Source organism: Gilliamella sp. CG13, from assembly GCF_046635805.1.
In the GTDB taxonomy this organism is placed as follows: domain Bacteria; phylum Pseudomonadota; class Gammaproteobacteria; order Enterobacterales; family Orbaceae; genus Gilliamella; species Gilliamella apicola_I.
Window position 1 is genome coordinate 115,789 of record NZ_JBIDFM010000005.1, and the last position, 22,700, is coordinate 138,488.

The following is a 22,700-nucleotide window of genomic DNA, read 5'->3' on the forward strand; positions in this document are numbered from 1 at the left end:
AGAGACAAAAGATATAAATAGCGCGACGAGAAATATTGAATTTAAAATCATAAATACTGGACATTAACTATTACTATTCTCAGTATTTATGATCAATATATTATTTATGAATATCTACTTTAGTATAATCAGAGCCATTACAAAGATAAGTTGTCATTTGAATATCACTTTTATCTTTTTCAAAATAAAACGTCCGAAATTCTAGTTCATCAATCTTCAAATAACGAGCAGTATCATTAGGTACGTTTTTTATAATCTTATTATTGCATTTAAAATAATTTATTGTATCTGCTTTATATGTTATAGCAACAGAAGTTTTAATAATACTTTCTCCATTAAAAACAATCAATTGACTAGGTAATGCAATACTTATGAAAACAAGGAAGTACGTTATAAATGGTAATTTATAAGAAAGTTTTCGATTTTTCGCTAAATCTAACCAAAATATGGCTATCAACTGTAAGAAAAAACTTGCGAATAGAATAAAGCAAAACCAGTATAATCCTTGTGTTATGGTTGGAATTTGTTCTGGATAAACAGATATCATATCAGTGACAAATGTTCTTCCTTGATTTTCCCCTATGAAATCAAGCACTATATAGATAAGAGTTAATAAAGCAGCACCTATAATTTTTTCTAACTCATTAAATTCTCTTTTAATTATATAAGTTATCATTATCGTTATAGCTGAAAGAAATTGTAATATAAAAAGAAGAAAACTAATTAACCAGTAACATTTAAACAAGAATGTAAGAAAAGCTAAACAACCAAATATAGCTCCCCAGCCAGATAAAAATAATATTAGATGTAATACTTTTTCGGGGTGTTTTTTTTGTTTTTTTTTGTTGATTTTCTTTTTTGGTAATGTAAATACAATTTTAAGCCAATCCTTTGTAAATTTCTTCTGCTCTTTACTGGTATAAAATTTATAATAAATTGTATACCCCACCCCCAAAACAACATAAGAAATAATAAAATAGAAAGTAACTGCTTCTCTTTTATTCATAGTAAGAATAATTACGCTCACAATGTAAGTTAGAGCTACTACCCAAAATAGAACGGGATATTTTAAAATATAATTCTTTAATTTATATAATGGTTTTTTCATTACCACTCCTTTTTTGTTATCTTTTATCTATATGCAAAACTGAATAATGAAATTATCTTGATAAAGACTAAAAATAATTTTTAATGAAAGTGAATAACATAGATTTTTTTCCATAATAACTTTCACATTTCAATCACCAAAAATTAATCGTCTAAACAAAAATATAATAAATAATAGTTATTTTGATAAATCAACAGTAAATCACACCATTGTGTCGCATACCACTTTGGTGGCATTGTTTCGATTTCATATAGATAACATTTATTTAATTCTAGGGGGGACAATATATCGATAAAACTTGAAACTTCCCTCATTCCATTTTCTCTATGCAAGGTTGGTGAATAGCTTTGCTTAAAAAAACATTTATTAATTTGCTGTATAAATTCATCAACGGTGATCTGTTTTGGTTTTATATGCCATAACTGAGCATCGAAAAATTTTCCGTGTCCATCGGCAATTGATTGAAAGTGATGGGATAATGTGTCAGTAAAATTCCCTTTATTATTCAGTAATTTCATTGAATAATCGCAATAATGGTTAAGTCCAGCATTCAAACAACACATTGCATTTAGATATCCATTTATGTAATCAAGATTTATCATACCTTAATCTCCATTAATATCGAGGATCGCTCCTCGATAGTTTTATCCCTTCACACACACCACTTGCCTTAATTGATGCACTATCTCAACCAATTCATTTTGTGCGGTCATCACTGCATCAATATCTTTGTATGCCATTGGGATTTCATCAATCACGTTGGCATCTTTACGACATTCGACATGGGCCGTGGCCTTGATTTGATCCTCAATGGTAAATTGCTTTTTGGCCGCTGTTCGGCTCATCACGCGGCCGGCACCATGCGAACACGAGCAAAAACTTTCTTTATTTCCTAGTCCTCGCACAATATAGCTTTTAGCCCCCATTGAGCCGGGAATAATGCCAAATTCTCCTTTACGTGCGGATACTGCGCCTTTACGTGTGATAAAAATTTCTTCACCAAAATGTTGTTCTTTTTGAACATAGTTATGGTGACAATTTACTGCCGACATATGGGTAGTAAATGGTTTAGTGATAATTTTCTGCATTGCCAAAATCACATTATGCATCATTGCCTCTCGATTTAGCCTTGCAAACTCTTGCGCCCAATGCACAGCCTCGACATAATCGTGAAAGTGCTCTGTACCTTCTTCTAGATAAGCTAAATCTTTATCTGGTAGATTTTTTATATGGATCTCCATATCTTTTCGAGCTATTTCAATAAAGAAGTTACCAATAGCATTACCTATACCTCGAGAACCACTGTGCAACATAATCCAAACACGATCGGCCTCATCTAAACAGATTTCGATAAAGTGGTTGCCGGTACCTAATGTGCCTAAATGACGGTAGTTATTGGTTTTTAAAAAGCGCGGGTATTTTTCCGTCAGCTTATTAAAACCTGGCGCTAGCTGTTGCCAGTACTGTTCGACAATAGCAGGGGCGTCATGCCAGCTACCATAATCCCGTCCTCGGTGTTTTGGGGTAATTCCATGCGGCACCGCTTTTTCAATTTCAGTACGTAATGGTAATAAATTATCTGGCAAATCAGCCGCCATCAACGAGGTTTGTACCGCAATCATACCGCAGCCAATATCTACCCCAACTGCGGCAGGAATAATCGCGCCGCGCGTTGGGATTACACTGCCAATGGTTGAGCCTTTACCTACATGCACATCGGGCATCACGGCGATATGTTTAAAAATAAATGGTAGTTTTGCCGTTTTGGTTAGTTGTTCTTTAGCCTCGGGTTCGACCGGTACCCCTTTAGTCCACATTTTGATTGGCTTGGCGTTTTCTGCCTGCAATAAATTATATTGTGTCATTTTTATTCCTCACACCGCCCTGCGATTGTACATGGCGGCTTAATATTTTCTTTTTATCACGCGCTTTTAGGTTGGATATTTACCAAGCCATGTAACACTTGATCAAGTCCGCCTACTACCGAGATTTTATCGATACGTTCAGCAATGCGTTCTAAAGTTTCCATCTCTTTTAACCGCAAGGCTACTGGGTTATTTTCCATTACTTTGGCGGTGTTCAATAATGAACGGGTTGCTGATGTTTCCTCGCGGCGACGAATCACATTGGCTTGCGCCACTTTTTCCGCCTCGACCACTTGTGATAGAATCGCTTTCATATCGCCCGGTAAAATAATGTCTTTTACCCCTAGTGAAACAGTTTGTAAACCATAGCCATCTAAACGCATTTTGATATGTTGGGTTACCACTTCATCAATAATATTTTTGTTCTCAAGTAACTCATCCAACGTACGCATACCAATCGCTTCGCGTAATCCAAATTGTAATTCACGATACAATAAATCAACCGGCTGTGCAGTTTTTTCAAACGCGGTTAATACGTCAGTATAGTGCCAGTTAGCCACTAAGTTTACCCGCAAATTGACTTTATCTTTGGTTAAAATCTCTTGTCCTGCCACTTCTAAGGCTTGCAGGCGAGTATCCACCATATCAACCGAGATTTCCCGGTTAAAACGCCAATAAGCGGTAATGCTAGCTGTTAATAACTGCTCAATTTTACCGTTCACTTTTAATACCCCGACATGATAAGCCGGCACTTGTGCAATTAATACGCTGTTATCACCGAGTACTTCTTTTTGGCGTAACTTTGGTTGTAGTAATTGCTGTACCATTTCATCACTTAAGGTATACCCTTGGTTTAAATCCACTGTCACCATATGCTGTTTATGGCTATTTTGCCAATATAGGCGTTTAGTACCCGGGGATAAAATTTCAACCAATAGATCGTTTTCATAACGCAAACCAGCCTGATTTGCACCGACTTCCATTGCGATACAGTATTGTGATAGTTGTTGTGGTGTACGTTGTTCTATGGCATCAGCGATACGATCATCAATGCGGTTGTCCCTTAAGTTAAATTTACCCAGTACAATCGTATGTTTAAATTGGCAATAACCGACGATTGATTCTGGCGCAATAATCTGTATTAGCTGGTTATCAACAAATAAAGTCCCAATTTGTTCATGAATAAAGTGATGTAGCACTAGTTTTTCGATATTCACAATGGCGTTATTGCTATTTTTAGCTTCAATCAATTCTTGTGCGATATCGGTTGGCAGTGCATAACCGTCTTGTAATGCCACTTTTTTAATCGCATGTGCTTTGTAGCTTTTCCAATATAAAGCTTTGTTTGTTGGTAAAATGACTTCAACCAATTTTTGCTCTTCATAACGTAAGGCAATTTCGTTTTCAGCCACATCCACTAAATAACAGTGTTGGTTAATAATATTTGGATAGAAGTTGATTAACTGTTCTGCTATGTTGGCTACAATTTTTGTCTCAGCTAAATTAATCAATTGATAACTGGAGATATTAAATGGATCAAAAATTCGGTGTACCCCCGCAGTTAATACTTTTTCAATCTCATTATTTTTAAATAAAATTGCAATTTCATATTTTTTGACTTTAATAGTTTTTATCATTTTACATTTCCTTTTTAGCACAATCAGCAACCGAGTTTGCACAATTGAAACGGGCTAAGTAACGAAATAGTAGGGTGAAGGCTAAAAGCAATAAGAAAAATAGTGCGCCACTTATTGGTATTTAACATTCTGCCTATTATCCAGTTTGTTTACCTTGAAAGTCGTGGTGACCTGACAAGTTAACCGGTTTTTTTTGCGGATAAGCTTGTTAAGGTGCTTTGTCACTTAGCTTATCTAACGACGATCACTGACTGTGTTTGTTTTTCTACTTTTGTTTTACGGTTTTTGAAGTGGGATTCGAACCCACTACATATCGATCCCTAGTCGATTGTTCTACCAGATGAACTATTCAAAATTGACTTTTCTACAGTCACCTAATCACACAATAAGGAATACATGTTGATAATCTTCCGTCCTTTTATCCCGTAGATAAACCCGTAAAGGATTCGCGATGTACCTTGCTGTGATAAAAACAGCATTTGCTTGCTTAGGTATATTTAATATTGCGAAAAGCGTGCCAAAAAATAAAAAGTAATAAAAATATTTTTTAAATATTTGATTTATAGATATAAAAAATAAATATCATATAATGTATATGATATTCAAATAGATTTTAATGACTATAAATATTATAATTTAATCTAGCTATTTATATAATATTATAAATTTAATTATGAAAAAGAATGTGATATTTGGTTTTTTGGGTAATGTGCTGGATAACCGAGGTAGAGGTAAAAAACGCTGGGCGCGTTGGCGACCAACGATTGATTTGTGCCGACAAACTGATTTAGCTATTTCTCGTTTGGAACTGCTTTATTTTGCCAATGATGAGCAGCTACTTTGTGATATTGTTAATGATATAAAAATTCTATCCCCCAATACCGAAATTAAACCCATTGTCATTAATATTGCTGATCCATGGGATTTTGAGCAGGTTTATACTTGTTTATTTGATATTGCTAAACGATATTCTTTTGATCCAGATAAAGAAGATTACTATTTGCATATCACAACCGGAACCCATGTGGCGCAAATTTGTTGGTTCTTATTAGCTGAATCACGTTACTACCCAGCTAAGTTATTGCAAACTTCACCACCAGTAAAATCAAATAAAGTTGAAGAAAGAATTTATAATAATGAGGCGGAACTGATTGCCAATAGTCCTAAAGGAAAAGCTAACACCATTGATTTGAATCTTAATCGTTATGATCAAATTCTTAACCGCTTTCAGCAGTATGCCAGTGAAGCTACCGAGCTTTTAAAATCGGGCATCGCCACGCGTAATCAACTGTTTAACCAGTTAATTGCTGAAATCGAACAAGTGGCCAGCCGTTCTTATGCCCCTATGTTATTATGTGGGCCAACTGGTGCAGGAAAATCATTTTTAGCAAAACAGATCTATTTACTTAAACAAAGTAACCATCAAATCAGTGGTCAATTTGTTGAGATTAACTGCGCCACCTTACGTGGCGATAGTGCTATGTCTACCTTATTTGGTCATGTCAAAGGCGCGTTTACGGGGGCAAATCTGGCGCGGACTGGATTGTTAAAAAGTGCCGATGGTGGATTACTGTTTTTAGATGAGATCGGGGAGCTTGGACTAGACGAGCAAGCAATGTTATTAAAAGCGATTGAAGAAAAGCAATTTTATCCATTTGGTAGTGATAAACCAATTAAGAGTGATTTTCAGCTGATTGCCGGCACCAATAAAGACCTTAAACTGGCAATTAGCCAAGGTGAGTTTCGCGAAGATCTTTACGCCCGTATTAATCTGTGGAATTATACATTGCCAGGGCTAGCCGAGCGTAAAGAGGATATCGAACCGAATATTGATTATGAACTGGCGCGTTACGCCAAAGAATATGGCTTGATGCCACGTTTTAATCGTGAGTCGCGTAGCGCCTATTTACAGTTTGCCACCTCGAATGAAGCATTATGGCAAGGAAACTTTCGTGAACTCACCGCATCTATTACACGCATGGCAACGCTGGCACCACAAGGAAATATTACGATTGAGCAAGTCGAACAAGAGATTAAACGTTTAAAACAAAACTGGCAAGGCGATCAGTCAAATAATTCATTAATTCCACAAGAAATTGATGAATTCGATCGCTACCAGTTAGAAAAAGTTATCGAGATATGTCAAGAAAGTGCCAGTTTATCAGAAGCTGGTCGAAAGCTTTTTGCTGTTTCGAGAACCAAAAAACAGAAGAGTAATGATGCCGACAGGTTGAAAAAATATTTGGCGAAGTTTGGGCTGAGTTGGGATGAGATTAAACAGGTATAGCTAAATGAATAGCATTAGAGAACTTTTTTTCTATATTATGAATTTTGACTGGTTTTAATTCGATTTTATTTGGTGTTGAACAATGATGAACTAAATAGCAAGTTAAAAAAGTTAACAGTTGAGCTCGATTAAAAAGTTGTTGGAAGGAATAAGAAATCGGCGTATCAAGATATTTGATATTTATGGATAAGGTTTTATCGATTAAATAGTTAGTAATATTTTTCAGTGGTTCACTATTTTTTTGTAATTGAGATAGTCCTAAATTCGTGGTTAATTCATAGAGAGTTAAATAATCTGATATACAACTATATTGATTGCAAAAAGTTCTAAACTGTTTTATTAAATAAGCATCTAAATAACATTCTTTAATTTTGAGATGGAAGTTTTGTGAATTATCGATAGGTTGTATAATTCCCGCCACCTCATATACTGCGATGGTCGTATAAATATAAAAACCGACTAATGTATCTTGCCCTTGTGATGATAATTCATCAAAGTTAAGGTTAGCTTTTTCGAGATCTTCCGAAATTACTTCTTTGTACAAATTTAATTGCGCTAAGAAATTTGCTTTATTCCCAGTTTTGCTATCACTAAGCACTAAATCAATTCCACAAATATAAGTTTGGTAGCAATTAAATTTAGTTGTATTAAATACAAAATGTAACACAGACTGTTTATATCGTTTTATTATTTTTGCTAATGATTTACTAACATATTTATCGATTAATTTATTCGAGCATTGCCAAGGTAAATATAATAACCCTTTAAACAATGTGTTGATTTCAGGGTTACTATTTTGTTTATTGGTGATTATTTCCAGCAAATCAATTTGTTCTTGACGCATTGATTATTTTTTCTTTTTGTTTTTATTGTTTTGCGCGCGCTCAACCTGAATTTTTTCAAGTAAGGATGCCGCTGAATTTTCGCCCGTAATTAAATCAACATTTTCAGCGCGCCATTGTGCGGTTAATTCACCACGAAACGCTTTGGCTAAAATTGATTGCGGTAAATGATTCACTTTTTCTAAAGCTGTATTAACCTGTTGTTCAATTTTATCAGCATAGGCAAATAATTGTTCTACACGACGGACGATTTCGTTTTGTTCTTCTAGTGAAGGTAACGGTATATTTAAGGCTCTAATTGAAGCCTGGTTAATCGTATTTTGTCCTGCACTTGTTGACAAACTATTCTGTAAATATAAACGTCCCTCCCCATTATTGGCCACAAATAATAAATATTTAGAAAGGATTTTTTTTTCATTTAATCGTAATCTTATAAAATGATCACAAAATCCTTCAATTTTTTTTTGTAATGAATACTCGATAAATCTTCCAGCTAAATCGACACTGCCGTTAACTCGAATAACCAAAATATCACCATTTTTTAATGTAAATTTCTCTATTTCTTTATCTGTTAAAACAATTTTCCGTTCATTCCCAAATACTCGACATGCATTTTTAAAATCTGCTAACCTTAAAACAGTAATCTCTTTACCATTAGTCCCTTTTCTTTTGGATAAACCATTTGTTGAATCTAAAATTAAATTGCCTAATATCGCTGAAATCCAACATTTATCATTTTTTCTCCAATCTTCCGTTAACTTACCACTCACGGCATCCGATAACACTGACTGCCGAAACTGTTTTAGAAGTTCGGGAATTTGTTCAAGGCGTGATTTTGTTTTTTGTGCTTCAGCTAGTAATAAGTCAAGTTTTTCAGCTATAATTTTTTGTTCTGTTATAGGAGGTAAAGGAATTTTTACATTAACTAATCCTTGCCTTGTAATTTGTGGTTGAGCCGAGCCTGAGATAACATCATTTAAGCCTCTTGCTCGCAGAACATAATAAAGTAATTTCAATCCATATAGATTTTCAATTAATCCATCCAATGCCATACCATTACCATTTACATATGAAAAAGGTTCTGTGATATGTATATTTCCACACGTTGCACCACGGCAAGTTATCATTACAATTGGTTCTTTATGTGTATATTTATTATAAAAACCAATTTTCCCATTAGCTCCATATACAGTATAACCATCATCAAGTAAATCTTTGGTTGCTATGGTTTTCCACTGTTTTGGATTTGCAACCTCAATTAACAAAATAGTTTCCCATTCGGAAGGAATTTTCTCTATAAACCCTAAAGACATTATTTTCTTCCTTCTAACACAATTAACAAACTTTCCAACTCATCCAAAGCAACTATTAACTCATCTTTAGCTTGCTTGGCGAGTATCGCTGGTTCTGGGAGTTTGGTTGCATCCACACTATTTTTATCTTTTAACCAACTGATATCGAGTGAATCATGTTTTGTGTCAGCAATCCAATCGCGGCTAAAACAGCGCCATCTTGATTGTGCTAGTTGATCATTAACGTCTAAGTTTTCTTGACTGACTGACGAGTCTGCTTCGATATCGTCTGAACTGAATGACCATTCACCTTCCTGTCTTGGGCTGGTGCCGTCGGGATTGATACCATAAACGGTTTCAAATGGTTGTAAATATTGCTCAGTAAATGGTGTACGTTTACCAAAGTTTGGCATATTGGTACGCAAATCATAAACCCAAACATTTTGCGTACAGTTTTCTTGTTGTAGTTTGTCTGTTACTGAGCCCTTAGTGAAAAATAGCACATTGGTTTTTACACCTTGGGCATAAAAAATCCCGGTCGGTAAGCGTAGTATGGTATGTAAATTACATTTATTCATTAAATCGCGACGAATATCAGTCCCTTTACCCGTTTCAAACAATACATTATCAGGTAATACTACGGCAGCGCGACCACCGGGTTTTAAATTACGGTAAATATGTTGTAAAAAAGCTAATTGTTTGTTGGTGGTTTCATAAGTTAAATCTTCACGAGTAATACTGGCATCGCCACCTTTACTGGTACCAAATGGTGGATTAGCGAGAATAATATCCGCAGGTTTAAGGTTTTGCCCTACTTGACCAAGTGAATTACCTAATAAAATTGCACCGTCATTACCGCCTTCTATACCGTGTAATAAACAATTCATTAAGGCAAGTCGACGAGTATTTGGCACTAATTCAACACCAATAAACGCTTCGTTTTTTTGAAAATCAGCATCTTTAGCATCAAGATCATAATAATCGTTGGTTTGTTGCCGTAAATACTGATCTGCTGCGACAAGAAATCCTGCCGTTCCGGCAGCAGGATCTTGGATGATATGTTTTATTTGTGGTTTAATACATCGCACCATGCAATTAATCAGTGGTCTTGGCGTAAAATACTGACCGGCACCGGATTTTGTTTCATTGGCATTTTTTTCTAATAATCCTTCATAAAGATCGCCCAGCCCATCCTTTTGAATACTAAACCAATCAATTTGATCTAATGTTTTGATCAGTTGTGCTAAATGGCGTGGTTCTCGTAATCGAGTTTGTGCATCGGCATAAATGGCGCTTATTAATGGGTCATTATGTACTGTCACTTCAATGTATTGTTCTGGATTTTCAGGATCGATTTCTTGACGCTTACCTGTTGATAAAGCTAATAACATGGCTTTATAATCATTTAATAGGGTAATACCTGATTTATCATTGAGATTAGTCCAACGACACCCAACAGGTAAAGGATGTTTTTGCAAAATCCCGGCTTCAGTATTTTCATGTACCATTTTAATAAATAATAAAAGTACTAATTCAGTTACATAATCTGAATAGTTAATACCATCATCACGCAATACATCACATAAATTCCACAGTTTTTGTACAATATTGTTATTAGTCATTTTTTATCCCAAGTTTATACTCGTATACTTAATAGGCAAGACTAGTATTTTCATCGCCATTATGAATTAGAGTAAATGTATATTTTAGTAACTTCAAGTGACTTTGCTATATTATGCGGTAAGTGCTGGCCAAATAGCCTCGCTTAATTCATCTAATACCGTATCAAGTTGATTGCCCAATATTTTATCAAGCTGCTTAGCGCCACCACTATCAGTAAAGCGATGATTAATAAATTCTTTATCAATAACAACCTCAAAAATAATTTGTTTGGCTAAACGATCTAACCAATTGCGTTGAGCCGGTGTCCAATTATGATTTTGGTAGATTCGTTGCATGGCTTGATTAACGCGTTGTTCAAAAGGAATTAATGGTTCGCCCAAAGTAGCACGTCGGATATAACCAATAATACTCGCTGCAATATCTTGATTAGTTTGATTGCGTACTGCGGTGCGTAAATTAGCTTCCGAATAACCTGCACCATCCAATAACAGTTTAACTTCTTTCAATTGCGCACGGGTTAAATCACGTGGGCGGTTAACAACCACAGACAACGCAGCACTTTCATTTAATTGATTATGAATGAAATGATTAAAACTATATAAATAATCCTCGGGTTGTTGATGTGAGCCATAACTTTGCGAGCGTTCTAGAATATGATCATCATGTTGAGAAATGAGTGGTAAACGTTCACTACCTAGCAATCGATTGACTTCAATTAATTGATTAATTAACCCATGATGTTGTTTGATAAAATTCGAAGCAGATTCAGGACCAATTTCATGTAAATAGTTATGTAATTTTTGGGGCTCAACATTCCATAAAGTTTGTAATTCATCTAACTTTTGTCTTAATTCAGGCTTATTTTCCGCTTTTTGCTCAGCCTTACGCAAGATTCGCATTAATTTTTGATTTAATTGATTTAAAATTACATCAGCATAAGTTTCACCCGCCATATCACCTAATGTTTGTAATGCTTTAGTTAATAATTTAGGATCACTTAGTTCATCAATTAATTGCTCAAGGGTGATATTAGGATCTTTAACTAACGGTTGCATAGTGTTGACGTCTTTTAATGCGACATAAATATCAACCGGATCATATATCCTAAATACCGTTTTACCTATGCTATCACATCGTCTTGTTGCGCGACCAATCATTTGCTCATATAAAATACGGGATTTGACTCGGCGCATGAAGACTAAATTACAAATTTTAGGCACATCAATACCGGTTGTTAATAAATCAACAGTGATAGCTATATTTGGATAGCGTTCATTTTTATATTGTTTGATTAATTGATCAACTTTATCACTTTGCCCGGTAATTTTTGCGACAGTAGCCTGATTATATTCGCTATTATAGAGATTCTTAAATGCTTCATCTAATAAGCGTTTAATCATATCTGCATGCAGATCGGTAGCACAGAAGATTAATGTTTTTTCTTCACCAAACGGATCGAGTTCATTTACCAATTGTTGGCAAATTACTCGGTTAAAGTTTTCATTTATTACCCGACGATTAAATGCATCTACTTCAAAATTAAGCTCATCTTCTAATTCAGAAGTTTCAATTTCACCGGTTTGCGTATTGATGGCACTTACTTTTTCACCTTTGGTAAACGTAATACCATTTTGTGTTAATAAAGTTTGATAACGTATTGGCGGTTCATGATCAATTAACCAGTCATCGGCAACAGCTTCTCGATATGAATAAATATAAACAGGCTTACCAAAAATATCGCTAGTATGTTTTGCGGGGGTTGCCGTTAGCGCAATTTTTACCGCATCAAAATAATCTAATACTCGACGATAACTTGATAAATATTGAGTGGCGTCACGTATTGTCATCTCACCTTCTGTCATTTCTTGATCTAATGTATAACCACGGTGCGCCTCGTCAATTATAATACAATCAAACTGATCGATTAAAGGTGGATTATCGCTCGTAAAAATGCGTTTGACCATTGCTTGCACGGTTGCCACTTGTATTCGTGTTTCAGCTTCAGTCACCATAGAACCAAGCTCGGCTAAGTTATAGATTTTAGATAAAGTGAGATTTTGTTCTAACGTGGCTTCATTAAAAGAATCTATTGCCTGTTTTCCTAAAGCGGTACGATCAACTAAAAATAGAATTCGTTTAAATCGTTCAGTTTTTAAAAAGCGGTACATCAAACCTATAATTGTTCGAGTTTTACCTGTTCCTGTTGCCATCGCAATTAAAGCTGTTCGTATCCCTTTGGAAAGGGTATTTTCTGTCGCAACAATTGCTTTCTCTTGATAATCCCTTAATTGCAAATAGGCAAATGGTTCTTGTTTTAGTTGTTGTTCAGCGTTTTTTCGACTACGATTAAGTAGATCTAAGAGTCCTTGTGGTGAATGAAAGGAGAATAAAGGACGCTTTAAATTGGCGCCATCACGAACATCACGAAACCATGTTCCTGACTGTTCAGCTAATTGCTTAATGTATGGACGACCATTACAAGAATAAACAAAAGGAATTTTGTAGTGGCAATCTGATTCATCAGGCCAAGCAATCGTTCTTTTTTCAAGTTCCCATGCACCAATCAAAGGTGGTAATACTTGGAAGCCTTTACTATAACGTTCAGCTTGACCGATTTTTCCGGAAACATTTTTATTCTTTTTCTTAGCTTCAACAACTGCAATTGGTGTTAATCCCGCAAATAAAACATAATCAGCCCATCCTTTTTCGCCTTTATGTTCTGTCGGCCATTCGGCAATGGCTAAATATTTATTTTTTTCTGGGCGAGTACCCTTTTTATAATTTAACTGTTCGGTGTCAGCTTGCCAACCCGCTTCAATAAGCTGCATATCAATTAAAATTCGTGTGAGTTCTTCGCTTAATTCTATTTGTTGACTTGCTTTCTTAGCTTTATTACTTATTGTATTACGAGATACTTTTTGAGCTTTTAAATCTTGTAGAGCAAGTGCTTGTTGTAAATCCTTAATCTTTATTTCATATTCTTTCTGTTGTTTGAGTAACATTGCCTCATTTTCTTGGGCCTGTTGAGATAGGGATCGCGCCTCTTCATCCATTTTTAAAGCTAAGGTTTCAAATTCAGTCTTTTCTTTAGCGAGTAATTCATTAAATTGTTGACTTGAATTGAGTTCAATATTGGCTTGTTCTAGTTCTATTTTAAGTTTACTGATTTCTGACTGTAAACTGCGCAAATGCTCGCTGGGGTCAACAAGTGGTTTAAAAGGTTCTGGTTTAAATTGCACACCAGCTTGACTAAAAGATTGGTGAAACCATATCGCTAATTTGTAAGCAACTAAAAGTCCATCTTTTGCTTCTTTGTGCTTGGTTTTAAATTGATGAGTAGCTTTATTCCCTTCAATACGTAATGTATGAAAAAGATTTCGGATAATGGGTTCTAATTTGAGTTCATTACTAATCTTATACAACAAATCAGACTGCGAAGTGCGTTCATTAAATTCAATACCAGCCTTGGCAGCAATATGTTGTGCCATTGCTTCAGCTAATTGCCGTAATTTTATTAATGTGGTATTAGGATCACTGCTAAATGCTCGCTCAGCTGTACACGCTAATTCGACAAACAGTGGATCGTGTTCAACTAGAAAACCAAAATTTGATTGCTCTTTAATTATTATCATTAAGCACTATCTCCATTGAAGTTATATCCTTTATCCTTTTTTATTATCTCAAATTTTGTATAATTTTATAGCTATTTTTTTATTTTCTAAGCATTTCTTCGGTAGACTATTTAAGATGGTGATTCGTTAATTAATTTTTTTTTGTTGATAAATTTATTTTTATCATTCGACACTCAGCATTTAACCTAGCACCTAAAAACTTATCTTTTATATAAAAAAAACATAATATTAGTAAATAGCAGTTAAATTTATCACATGCGAAATATTAACGACTAAGTTTTAGTTATCGCATCGTTCGTTAAGTTCAACATCAATATTCAGTTATTTATTACGAACGTTGTTTTGCTAGTGATAGTCAATTTTATCTTTTTAAAAGGCTAATAATTTTAAAACATCTGCATGTAAATCTTCACCAATTGGTTATAATAAAATTATAAAAATAAAAAGTGCCATTTTGTTGGTGAAAAATATTACAGGTATAAGAATTTAAGCAATAAAGTGAAAAAAATAGTCAGCAAAATGTAGAAGCTAATTTACTGTAAGAAATGACATTTTAGGATATGGAACTCATCCTGCACTATACATACTTATTAAAGGCAAAATACCTAACTTTTTGATCCCAATGGCGATTACATGCGACAATATCGAGGACAAGCAGAAGCTTTTTATGATGATGGAGATATCCCTTTTTCAATTGAACAATTTATCAAATACCATGCGGAAGATGGTGATTATGTTTCTCAACGTGAAATCACTTTAACACGAGAGGAAGCGCTGAATATTGAAAAAAAAATTATTAATGGTAATTATGCAATTGCCCCTTTTTATTTACCGTATTGTGCATATGCCATTTCATCTGTTTTAGATGAATATGGTCTACAAGAACTTTATTTGTTACCTGGTTCTTTGGAAGAAGCGGTAAAAGAGATTGAAGATAAAAAAGGACTATCTAATGAAAATAATTAATTTAGTCATTATCGTTTTATTTAATTTTATCGGTGCCTATCTAAGTTACCAATGGTGTTATCGAATGATTATCGCAAAACATCGCACACCAGAATTATATTATTTGATATGTTATGGTTTGTGTTATTTCTGTTTTATTCTGATTTCAATCTTTCTTTTAAATAAAATAAAACGACCGATAGATTTAGTGATTTGCGGAGTGCCAATTGGTTTTATCATTACCTTAATGTCACCAATTTTCTTCATGTTAATTATGGGAGATGATTATAACTCGATTTTTAATCTAGATTTTATTATGGGGATGTTAGGTATCACATCAATGATAACCCTTAATTTTATAATCTATCCAGCAATATTATTATGCTGTCATTATTCTATTGGTGGGATACAAAAAATATCAAGTAAGCTTGCTTTGAAGCAATAATCATTTGTCCGAACTAGCCAAAAAAACGCCCAACTATTTTAAACTGTTGAACTTATTAGATTGGATTGTTGATATTGAATTATCTGCTGTTATTTTAGGCGTTTCCTAATAAAAATTAGTAAAATTAGAATCCATACTAAAGTGCTAAATTATTTTTATTGCAGTTTATGATGAACCTATCTGGCAAACATAAAATAGTTATCATAGGTATGACCAAGATTAATTAACTACTGCTAAGTCTAAGAAAAATATGCTATATTATTTTTTAAGTGATTTTACAAGGTGATAAAATGGATATAAAACTAACCAAGCATGACAAACGCTATATTGAAGGCACAGACGATGTCTACAGCATTATGCAACGTGTGTTATTGCGTGATAACCAAATCGACCAAGAAAAAGAACATCTTTGGATGATTGGGATGAATCAAGCTGGTTATATCCTGTATATCGAACTGATTGCGCTTGGCAGTTATAAATCGGTCGATGTTGAACCGATGAATGTATTTCGTGTTGCGGTAATGAAAAACGCCTCACGCGTGATATTAGTTCACAATCATCCGTCAGGATCGCTGACACCTTCCGAAGCGGATAAAGATATCACCGATCGCCTAATCCAAGTCGGACGAATTTTAAATATCGACCTAATCGACCACCTAATCATCACCCCTAAATCCTATATCAGCTTCCGCAGTACCAAACTTATGGACGAGTTAGAACAAAGCCTAAAATACGTCCCAACTTATCAAGTGGTTGAACGCATCCGCAAGGAAGAAAAGTTGATTGCTAAAGAGAAGTTGGCAGTTGAAAGGGATAAGACAAAATCAGCTCAACAAAAAGCAAAAGCGGAAAAGGAACAAAAAGAAGCAGCGCTTGCACAAGCCAAGGCATTAGCAAATGCGTTATTTAATAAAGGTGTTGATATTGAAACTATTGCTAAAATAATGGAAATCACACCGAAGAAAGTTGAGAGGACTATCAGAAAAGGAGAATAAAGTGATATCTTCAATTCAAGACATTGAACATGCAATGAATAGTTATGGTTTTTTGGGGATTCTTTTTGTTATATTATCAGTATTTAACTGGTTCTTTAAAAACCTATTCCCTTATCTTTTTCGAAAATCAAAACTTGAAAAACTAGATGAATATAAAGATAAATTTAAAGAATTAGATGGTTATAGCGAAAAAACACATGTTATCAATAAAATAATGGAACAAGAATATGGTCGTATTTTTTTGAATGAGAGAGATATATCTAAACAGAAGATCATGATTTTTTTGTTAAAATACAATCTTTGTTGGACAATTAAAGAGGCTAAAAAATTTGCTACCTATTCAGTATTCAGAGAATCTAAAAAAGCTCTAATATTTGATAAATCTGGTTCTTTAAAAAAAATTTTTGGTGTACTTGTAGCTTTCATTTTTTTCTTAGGTTTATGTATATATTGTAAATTACAGGCAATAGAAAAGTCAGTCTTAGCACAAAATAATACTAATTTTGAAGTAATTGTCTGGACTATCTTTTGTTTAATGTTTTATTTGGCAAGTTTAATATGCGTGTTAATTTTTTTTCAAAAAATAGGAGATTCAATTTCTACCTATAAATTGATTAAAAAAAACTCAAGAGCTATTCAAAAAATTAGTTCTCGATTATCCGAATTAAACACCCAGAAATGCTTAAAAAAAGAAGAGAAAAATTCCAAGGAAAAATCAGCAATTGAAACAATTAAAAAAGCACATCGAAAATAATTTAAACATGCTAATGCAAAAAGGTATTAACTGGATTATAGAGTTGGTTGTTAAACGGGTAAAGAAGATCATGAACAACTCAAATATAATGTTCTTAAATGTTATTATTTAATCTATAAAATCATTAAAAGATAACGTATCACTTTTGGGTTTATGTTTATTATCTAATTCAGTCACTCTCAATTTAAGTGGCATCTGACTTAACACACCACTAAATATACATGTACCTCTTGGCAATGTCGGTATTGATTCTTCACTAACTTTATCAATATACGAAACTGCTTTTTGAATGGCATATAAATCATTTTGATTAATTAATCGATGGATGAAATAGTTATGAGCTTGTGAAATAATTGTTGGCGATATGTCATTTGGTCTTTGACTGGAAATAGTAACAAATACACCAAATTTTCGACCTTCTTTGATAATTTCTTCAAATGTTTCTAGGCGATAATCTTTCCAATTTTCTGACTCTCTATTTGATGTATTGGAAAGAATGTTATGAGCCTCATCAATTATAAGTGAAAGTGAGGATTTTTTATCTTCCTGTTTTTTATTTTCATAAGCCCATTTTGATATTAATAATGGAAGTGTTTTTTTCATTGTGAGATTAACCATATTTAGATTAATAACAATAAAATTACTTTCTTTCCAAAATTCCTCTTTTCCCGAAGTATCAAAAATTTTTTTGATATCATTTTTATTACTAACAAGTCTATTAATTACAGGGGAAACATGAGAGTGTTCGGATTGATTTGATAATATTTCTTTTATTAATTGCAAATAGCTAAATTTTAAGAAATCATCTAATAAATCTGAAGAAAATTCAAATTTTTCAGCATATTGAAATATTTTTGTGCAAGGAACATTTTCTTCTTTGTTCATAAAATTTGAACTATTTTTTATTTTCCAAACTTTATTTGCATAAAAAAATTCTAAATCAGATGTTAAATCTTGATCGTCAAATAACAACCTGAAAAAATCAATGATAGTATCTGTTTTTACTTTATCGCTACTAGTAAGTGTTTCCTTAATACTTTTTTCGAGAATTGTTCTAAAATATTCTATCGGTTTATCAACAGAGTTAACTTTAGAATAAAAATTTAAAACCCTTTTTAAAAAAGGTTTTTGTGTTTTATCAGTTGCATCGGATAAAATAGAAAGCATTTCATGTTCAAGTAACATTTCTTTAGGAATTGGTATTTTATCGCCATTATTTGTCTGAGTAGCGAGATTATAAACCTTTTTGTCGGGAGTAATACAATCATTAGAAGTATATTCACCATTAAAATCAAATAACAAAAATCGGCATTTATTTCGAAAATCATTTTGAATATTAGCATTCAATTTTTCATAACCATTTTTATACAAAGCAGCTAAAGTATTTGATTTGCCACTACCGGTGTTACCAAAAATAGCTATATGTGAATTTAATAACCCGTCAACAGGAATTGAAATATCAATATTTTCTAGGTCTGTTTTAGCAAAATTTATACTAAGATCGTTTTTAGTTGTTATAGCATGAATGCTTTGAATAATATTTTCAGTGACGATAAAAGCTTCGTTACCAATCAGAGGAAATTCCCTTGTTCCGCCTGCAAATTTTCCTTGATTATCAATGTATCCAAGTAATGATGTAGTTAAAAAACGAAGGTAATGATTTGCACTGGAACCACCGGTATTATTTAAATCATTTTTTTTATCTTCTATAATTTTTTCTGATTCAATTTTTACAATTAAACTAAGAAACCCCTTTTTTATTTCAATAAAACTGTTTACAGAAACATTTTTTAAAACTTTTCCTTTAAAAAAGAGATCACTAAGATTTTTATTTTTATCAACCAGAATAGTAATATATCTTCCTGATACTTCAACAACTTCACCAATTCTAAGTACTGCTTCATCTTCAATGAAAAATTCATTCATAGTTATAACCTAAATAATTTCTAATATTGAGCAAAACTTTTCTAAATCCATATCCTCGTCTTTTAAATAAACAATTTCTACATTGGCAAAATCTTTAAATTTATCATTATAAGATTCAGTACTGCTCTCGTTATAGGCAAATATCATTAATTTGAGTGTCGTATTTCGTAAAGCTTTTTTAGTTAATAATTCGATATGCTCATCAGCAAAAGAAAATCCAAAAACAATTAATAATGTTCCTTCTTTATCCAATTCGTTAGAATAGGTTCTTAACAAATCATAATAAATATTTTCTAAGACAGTTTCTTTAAATTTCTCTTTACGAGGAAGAACTAATGCATGTTGATTAACCCAATCTTTTTGGTTTTGGCTATCTTCAAATCGAATTGGTTTTATTGGAGGAATTTTATAATAGACATCATCACCCTCTTTTTTCCATGAAAGAGAACCATGTAATTTAATTAAGTTTATCGTTGGTAATTCAATGCTATAGTTATAAAAGTTTCCAGTGTTATAAATCGATCGATAAAAACTTTTAGAGTCATAAATATACTCATTATAAATATTTTTTCTATGGGTAAAACCATCATTTAAAATTAAATTATGTCTATATGTTGCTGCATCTTCTATAAATAAATCATAATTAGTCGTAAAAATATTTGCTCTTCTTGGAAGTAAACCAGTTCGCCTTTTAATTAAGATATTTTCTAGAATAGATATAAATTTTATATAATTTCTCTGTGTAGTTTTTACATTATTAACAAATTCTTTTAGAAAACAGTAAATAGAACTTTCATAAGTTCTATCTAACAAAATATCAGTAGCATCCCATACACCACGCAAAAAACTTTCTGAAAGATTATAATAACTAACTTCGTCTCGATTTATTATATGTTGTTGTAAGTCGAATTCAATGGTCCCTAATATATTTATGGCTGGTTTAGATGCCCCCGAACCAATCAAAAAATTAATATTGGCAGATTGAAATATGCGTTGAAAATATTCAATTTCATTTTTGTCATTTTTATTATATGTTTTTACTAATGCCACAAATATTTTTTCCTCTTCTTTATATCGGTTTAATATATCATACAAAATTCATACTAAACAAGTATCTATAATTGTATTTAAATTTTAGTCAATTAGTTTTAAATTACGTTAAATATGGAATTCAATTTCAAAGATAAAATTTAAAAATATAACTTATCCTTTTAAATTTCCTAAAATCCCCTTTTTTGCTTTAAAAATTATACTGAGTCACTTTACAACCCCATAAACTTGGTATAGAATTCGCCCGCTTTCCTGAATAGTGCTGCTGCAGGAAAACAGTAATTATCTTCTCAATTTGAGGAGACGCTTTTTTATTGTTTTCTAGGTGGCTATTATGTCTACATTTTCTCGTTTACAAAAACGTTTGTCCCGTCTTGGGATTGAAAGTCATTTTAATAATGATATTTATACTTTAGATAAAGAAAATACATCTGCTCAGATTTTGTTACCAAGTCCATTGCCATTAGAGCAAAAAGCGGTAGAACAGCTTCTGAACTTTGCATCAGTGAACGTCCCTAATAGTGTAGGGAAAGTTTGCATGGCTCGTGCTACACCTGATTTTCATCCAGGTGCGGTTGCGCCTGTTGGTAGTATTGTTGCAACTACCCAGGATTTAATTATCCCGGCAGCAATTGGTACCGATATTAATTGCGGTATGCGGCTTTTTACCACCGGTTTAAGCTTTGATCAGGTGTGTGAACAAAAATCGACAATTATTACACAATTAAAACGTGTATTATTGCAAGATGAGCGTGATGTACCTGTTACTCCGCAATCTTTTCAAGCATTATTCGATCAAGGTCTTGCAGCATGGTTATCGGCGTTACCACAGCAAGGTTTGTGGAATTCAGTTAATTATGAACGGTTACACGCAGAGCTTGATAAAATATCCGGTAATCATTTAATTAAGGCAGATTGTCAGTATGCGCCTGAAGCCTTTTTTGAAAAGCGCGATATTATCCGCCCAGCGAGTTTAGGTACTGTCGGATCTGGTAACCATTTTGTCGAGTTACAAATTGTTGATGATATTATCGATCGACATTTAGCTTATCAATTAGGTCTTGAAAAAAATAGTATCGTCGTCATGATTCACACCGGATCGCGTGATGTTGGTTTTTACATTGGTCAGCGTTGGCAAGATAAAGCAAAAGCTTTATGGCCGACTAATGAAAAACAACCAAAATCAGGATTGTTTGGTTTAACAGATAGTCATGCACAAGCCTATTTACACGCTATGGGCGTTGCTGCGCGTTATGCTTGGATTAATCGAATTGTGATTACCGAATTGATACGTAAATCACTTTCAACTATTTTTCATCAAGATGATAGTCAACTCGTGGTCGACATTTCGCACAATATCATTTTGCCTGAACATGAGATGAATATTCATCGTAAAGGGGCGACGCCTGCTTATGCTGGTCAGATAGCTTTAATCCCAGGTTCAATGGGTGATCACTCTTATGTAGCAGTGGGTAAAGGCCATCCTGATTGGTTATGGTCTTGTTCACACGGTGCTGGTCGAGCAGAAAGACGACAAGCTATGCGTAGCAAAAAAGTTGAATATGATAAGGTTAATTTGCCATGGCAATGTATTACCTTAAAAGAAGAACGCCTACGTGAAGAGGCCCCTACCGCCTATAAACCTATCACACCTGTAATTGAAGCACAGCAAAACGCCGGTTTGATTCAAACAGTGGTTAAACTTAAACCGTGGGTTACGTTTAAAGTATAATTTTGATAAAACCATGCTAGTTTTGGCTAGTGTGGTTTAGCATTGTGGTATTAATATTTTAAATAAAAAAGGCGCACAATGTACGCCTTTCTTACTTGTTTGCATCGGTGATGCGATAAAGGTTTTAAATTATTTAATAACCTTAGCAACAACACCTGCACCAACAGTACGACCACCTTCACGAATCGCAAAACGTAAACCTTCTGCCATCGCGATTGGGTGAATTAATGATACTGACATTTTGATGTTATCGCCTGGCATTACCATTTCTACGCCTTCCGGTAATTCGATTGTACCAGTCACGTCAGTTGTACGGAAGTAGAACTGTGGACGGTAACCTTTGAAGAATGGAGTGTGACGACCACCTTCATCTTTACTTAAGATATACACTTCTGATTCGAAATCTGTATGTGGGGTGATTGAACCTGGTTTTGCTAATACTTGACCACGTTCGATTTCTTCACGTTTAGTACCACGAAGTAATACACCTACGTTTTCACCAGCACGACCTTCGTCTAGTAATTTACGGAACATTTCAACACCAGTACAAGTTGTTTTTGCTGTTGG

At 33.6% G+C, this 22,700-nt stretch carries 17 protein-coding genes and 1 tRNA gene; 6 read left to right on the plus strand and 12 right to left on the minus strand.

Translation table 11 applies throughout. The annotated features are described in order from the left end of the window. Positions 1 to 100: 100 nt before the first annotated feature. From ACGH6R_RS08805 to ACGH6R_RS08825, 5 genes are all read right to left on the minus strand, one after another. Positions 101 to 1,108: a hypothetical protein gene (locus ACGH6R_RS08805; RefSeq protein WP_411599475.1), complete on the minus strand. Its 1,008-nt coding sequence runs from the start codon at positions 1,106 to 1,108 to the stop codon at positions 101 to 103. A gap of 143 nt (positions 1,109 to 1,251) precedes the next feature. Then, on the minus strand, positions 1,252 to 1,710 hold the full coding sequence (locus ACGH6R_RS08810; RefSeq protein WP_411599477.1) for a hypothetical protein: 459 nt from the start codon (positions 1,708 to 1,710) through the stop codon (positions 1,252 to 1,254). Between the two features lie 42 nt (positions 1,711 to 1,752). Beyond that, positions 1,753 to 2,973: an RtcB family protein gene (locus ACGH6R_RS08815; protein WP_411599479.1), complete on the minus strand. Its 1,221-nt coding sequence runs from the start codon at positions 2,971 to 2,973 to the stop codon at positions 1,753 to 1,755. A 56-nt stretch (positions 2,974 to 3,029) separates the two neighbouring features. Further along, a complete protein-coding gene (locus ACGH6R_RS08820) occupies positions 3,030 to 4,172 on the minus strand; it encodes a slipin family protein (RefSeq protein WP_411597057.1) in 1,143 nt (380 codons plus the stop codon). Between the two features lie 720 nt (positions 4,173 to 4,892). Then, positions 4,893 to 4,965 (minus strand) — tRNA-Pro (locus ACGH6R_RS08825). A 318-nt stretch (positions 4,966 to 5,283) separates the two neighbouring features. On the opposite strand from ACGH6R_RS08825, the gene rtcR reads away from it, so the two are divergent. Then, positions 5,284 to 6,897: an RNA repair transcriptional activator RtcR gene (gene rtcR, locus ACGH6R_RS08830; RefSeq protein WP_411599481.1), complete on the plus strand. Its 1,614-nt coding sequence runs from the start codon at positions 5,284 to 5,286 to the stop codon at positions 6,895 to 6,897. On the opposite strand, the gene ACGH6R_RS08835 is transcribed toward rtcR, so the two are convergent. From ACGH6R_RS08835 to hsdR, 4 genes are all read right to left on the minus strand, one after another. Further along, positions 6,884 to 7,741 (minus strand): hypothetical protein, encoded by an 858-nt coding sequence (locus ACGH6R_RS08835; protein ID WP_411599483.1) that lies wholly within the window; start codon positions 7,739 to 7,741, stop codon positions 6,884 to 6,886. The two genes, rtcR and ACGH6R_RS08835, sit on opposite strands and share 14 nt — an antisense overlap. A gap of 3 nt (positions 7,742 to 7,744) precedes the next feature. After that, positions 7,745 to 9,052: a restriction endonuclease subunit S gene (locus tag ACGH6R_RS08840; RefSeq protein WP_411599484.1), complete on the minus strand. Its 1,308-nt coding sequence runs from the start codon at positions 9,050 to 9,052 to the stop codon at positions 7,745 to 7,747. Next, positions 9,052 to 10,653, minus strand: a complete 1,602-nt coding sequence (locus ACGH6R_RS08845; protein ID WP_411599486.1) for an N-6 DNA methylase — start codon at positions 10,651 to 10,653, stop codon at positions 9,052 to 9,054. Before ACGH6R_RS08845 ends, ACGH6R_RS08840 begins: the two co-directional genes overlap by 1 nt. A 111-nt stretch (positions 10,654 to 10,764) precedes the next feature. Next, a complete protein-coding gene (gene hsdR, locus ACGH6R_RS08850) occupies positions 10,765 to 14,286 on the minus strand; it encodes a type I restriction-modification system endonuclease (protein ID WP_411599488.1) in 3,522 nt (1,173 codons plus the stop codon). A 633-nt stretch (positions 14,287 to 14,919) separates the two neighbouring features. On the opposite strand from hsdR, the gene ACGH6R_RS08855 reads away from it, so the two are divergent. From ACGH6R_RS08855 to ACGH6R_RS08870, 4 genes are all read left to right on the plus strand, one after another. Further along, the gene (locus tag ACGH6R_RS08855; RefSeq protein WP_411597038.1) at positions 14,920 to 15,252 is read left to right on the plus strand and encodes a hypothetical protein; all 333 of its coding nucleotides are present in this window, start codon (positions 14,920 to 14,922) and stop codon (positions 15,250 to 15,252) included. Beyond that, positions 15,239 to 15,676, plus strand: a complete 438-nt coding sequence (locus ACGH6R_RS08860; protein WP_411599490.1) for a hypothetical protein — start codon at positions 15,239 to 15,241, stop codon at positions 15,674 to 15,676. The genes ACGH6R_RS08855 and ACGH6R_RS08860 overlap by 14 nt, the downstream gene beginning before the upstream one ends. Before the next feature lie 290 nt (positions 15,677 to 15,966). Further along, entirely contained in the window at positions 15,967 to 16,671 is a 705-nt protein-coding gene (locus tag ACGH6R_RS08865; protein WP_411599491.1) for a JAB domain-containing protein, read from the plus strand. A gap of 1 nt (position 16,672) precedes the next feature. After that, a complete protein-coding gene (locus ACGH6R_RS08870; RefSeq protein WP_411599493.1) occupies positions 16,673 to 17,425 on the plus strand; it encodes a hypothetical protein in 753 nt (250 codons plus the stop codon). Between the two features lie 108 nt (positions 17,426 to 17,533). Here ACGH6R_RS08870 and ACGH6R_RS08875 read toward each other — a convergent pair whose 3' ends face one another. Both ACGH6R_RS08875 and ACGH6R_RS08880 read right to left on the minus strand, forming a co-directional pair. After that, on the minus strand, positions 17,534 to 19,351 hold the full coding sequence (locus ACGH6R_RS08875) for an ATP-binding protein (RefSeq protein ID WP_411599495.1): 1,818 nt from the start codon (positions 19,349 to 19,351) through the stop codon (positions 17,534 to 17,536). A gap of 9 nt (positions 19,352 to 19,360) precedes the next feature. Beyond that, positions 19,361 to 20,401: an SIR2 family protein gene (locus tag ACGH6R_RS08880; RefSeq protein WP_065562767.1), complete on the minus strand. Its 1,041-nt coding sequence runs from the start codon at positions 20,399 to 20,401 to the stop codon at positions 19,361 to 19,363. A 334-nt stretch (positions 20,402 to 20,735) separates the two neighbouring features. Between ACGH6R_RS08880 and ACGH6R_RS08885 the strand changes: the two genes are divergently transcribed. Then, positions 20,736 to 22,133 carry an RtcB family protein gene (locus tag ACGH6R_RS08885; protein ID WP_411599497.1) on the plus strand — a complete coding sequence of 466 codons (1,398 nt, stop codon included), beginning with the start codon at positions 20,736 to 20,738 and terminating at the stop codon, positions 22,131 to 22,133. Between the two features lie 129 nt (positions 22,134 to 22,262). On the opposite strand, the gene ACGH6R_RS08890 is transcribed toward ACGH6R_RS08885, so the two are convergent. Then, positions 22,263 to 22,700, minus strand: a 438-nt coding sequence (locus ACGH6R_RS08890; protein WP_411599499.1) for an EF-Tu/IF-2/RF-3 family GTPase, incomplete at its 5' end; no start/stop codon positions are given.

Coding starts and splice junctions, on each gene's coding strand:
- hsdR (WP_411599488.1), bottom strand. CDS start 14,286: ATGATAATAATTAAAGAGCAATCAAATTTTGGTTTTCTAGTTGAACAC.
- ACGH6R_RS08810 (WP_411599477.1), bottom strand. CDS start 1,710: ATGATAAATCTTGATTACATAAATGGATATCTAAATGCAATGTGTTGT.
- ACGH6R_RS08885 (WP_411599497.1), top strand. CDS start 20,736: ATGTCTACATTTTCTCGTTTACAAAAACGTTTGTCCCGTCTTGGGATT.
- ACGH6R_RS08865 (WP_411599491.1), top strand. CDS start 15,967: ATGGATATAAAACTAACCAAGCATGACAAACGCTATATTGAAGGCACA.
- ACGH6R_RS08840 (WP_411599484.1), bottom strand. CDS start 9,052: ATGTCTTTAGGGTTTATAGAGAAAATTCCTTCCGAATGGGAAACTATT.
- ACGH6R_RS08860 (WP_411599490.1), top strand. CDS start 15,239: ATGAAAATAATTAATTTAGTCATTATCGTTTTATTTAATTTTATCGGT.
- ACGH6R_RS08845 (WP_411599486.1), bottom strand. CDS start 10,653: ATGACTAATAACAATATTGTACAAAAACTGTGGAATTTATGTGATGTA.
- rtcR (WP_411599481.1), top strand. CDS start 5,284: ATGAAAAAGAATGTGATATTTGGTTTTTTGGGTAATGTGCTGGATAAC.
- ACGH6R_RS08835 (WP_411599483.1), bottom strand. CDS start 7,741: ATGCGTCAAGAACAAATTGATTTGCTGGAAATAATCACCAATAAACAA.
- ACGH6R_RS08815 (WP_411599479.1), bottom strand. CDS start 2,973: ATGACACAATATAATTTATTGCAGGCAGAAAACGCCAAGCCAATCAAA.
- ACGH6R_RS08875 (WP_411599495.1), bottom strand. CDS start 19,351: ATGAATGAATTTTTCATTGAAGATGAAGCAGTACTTAGAATTGGTGAA.
- ACGH6R_RS08855 (WP_411597038.1), top strand. CDS start 14,920: ATGCGACAATATCGAGGACAAGCAGAAGCTTTTTATGATGATGGAGAT.
- ACGH6R_RS08805 (WP_411599475.1), bottom strand. CDS start 1,108: ATGAAAAAACCATTATATAAATTAAAGAATTATATTTTAAAATATCCC.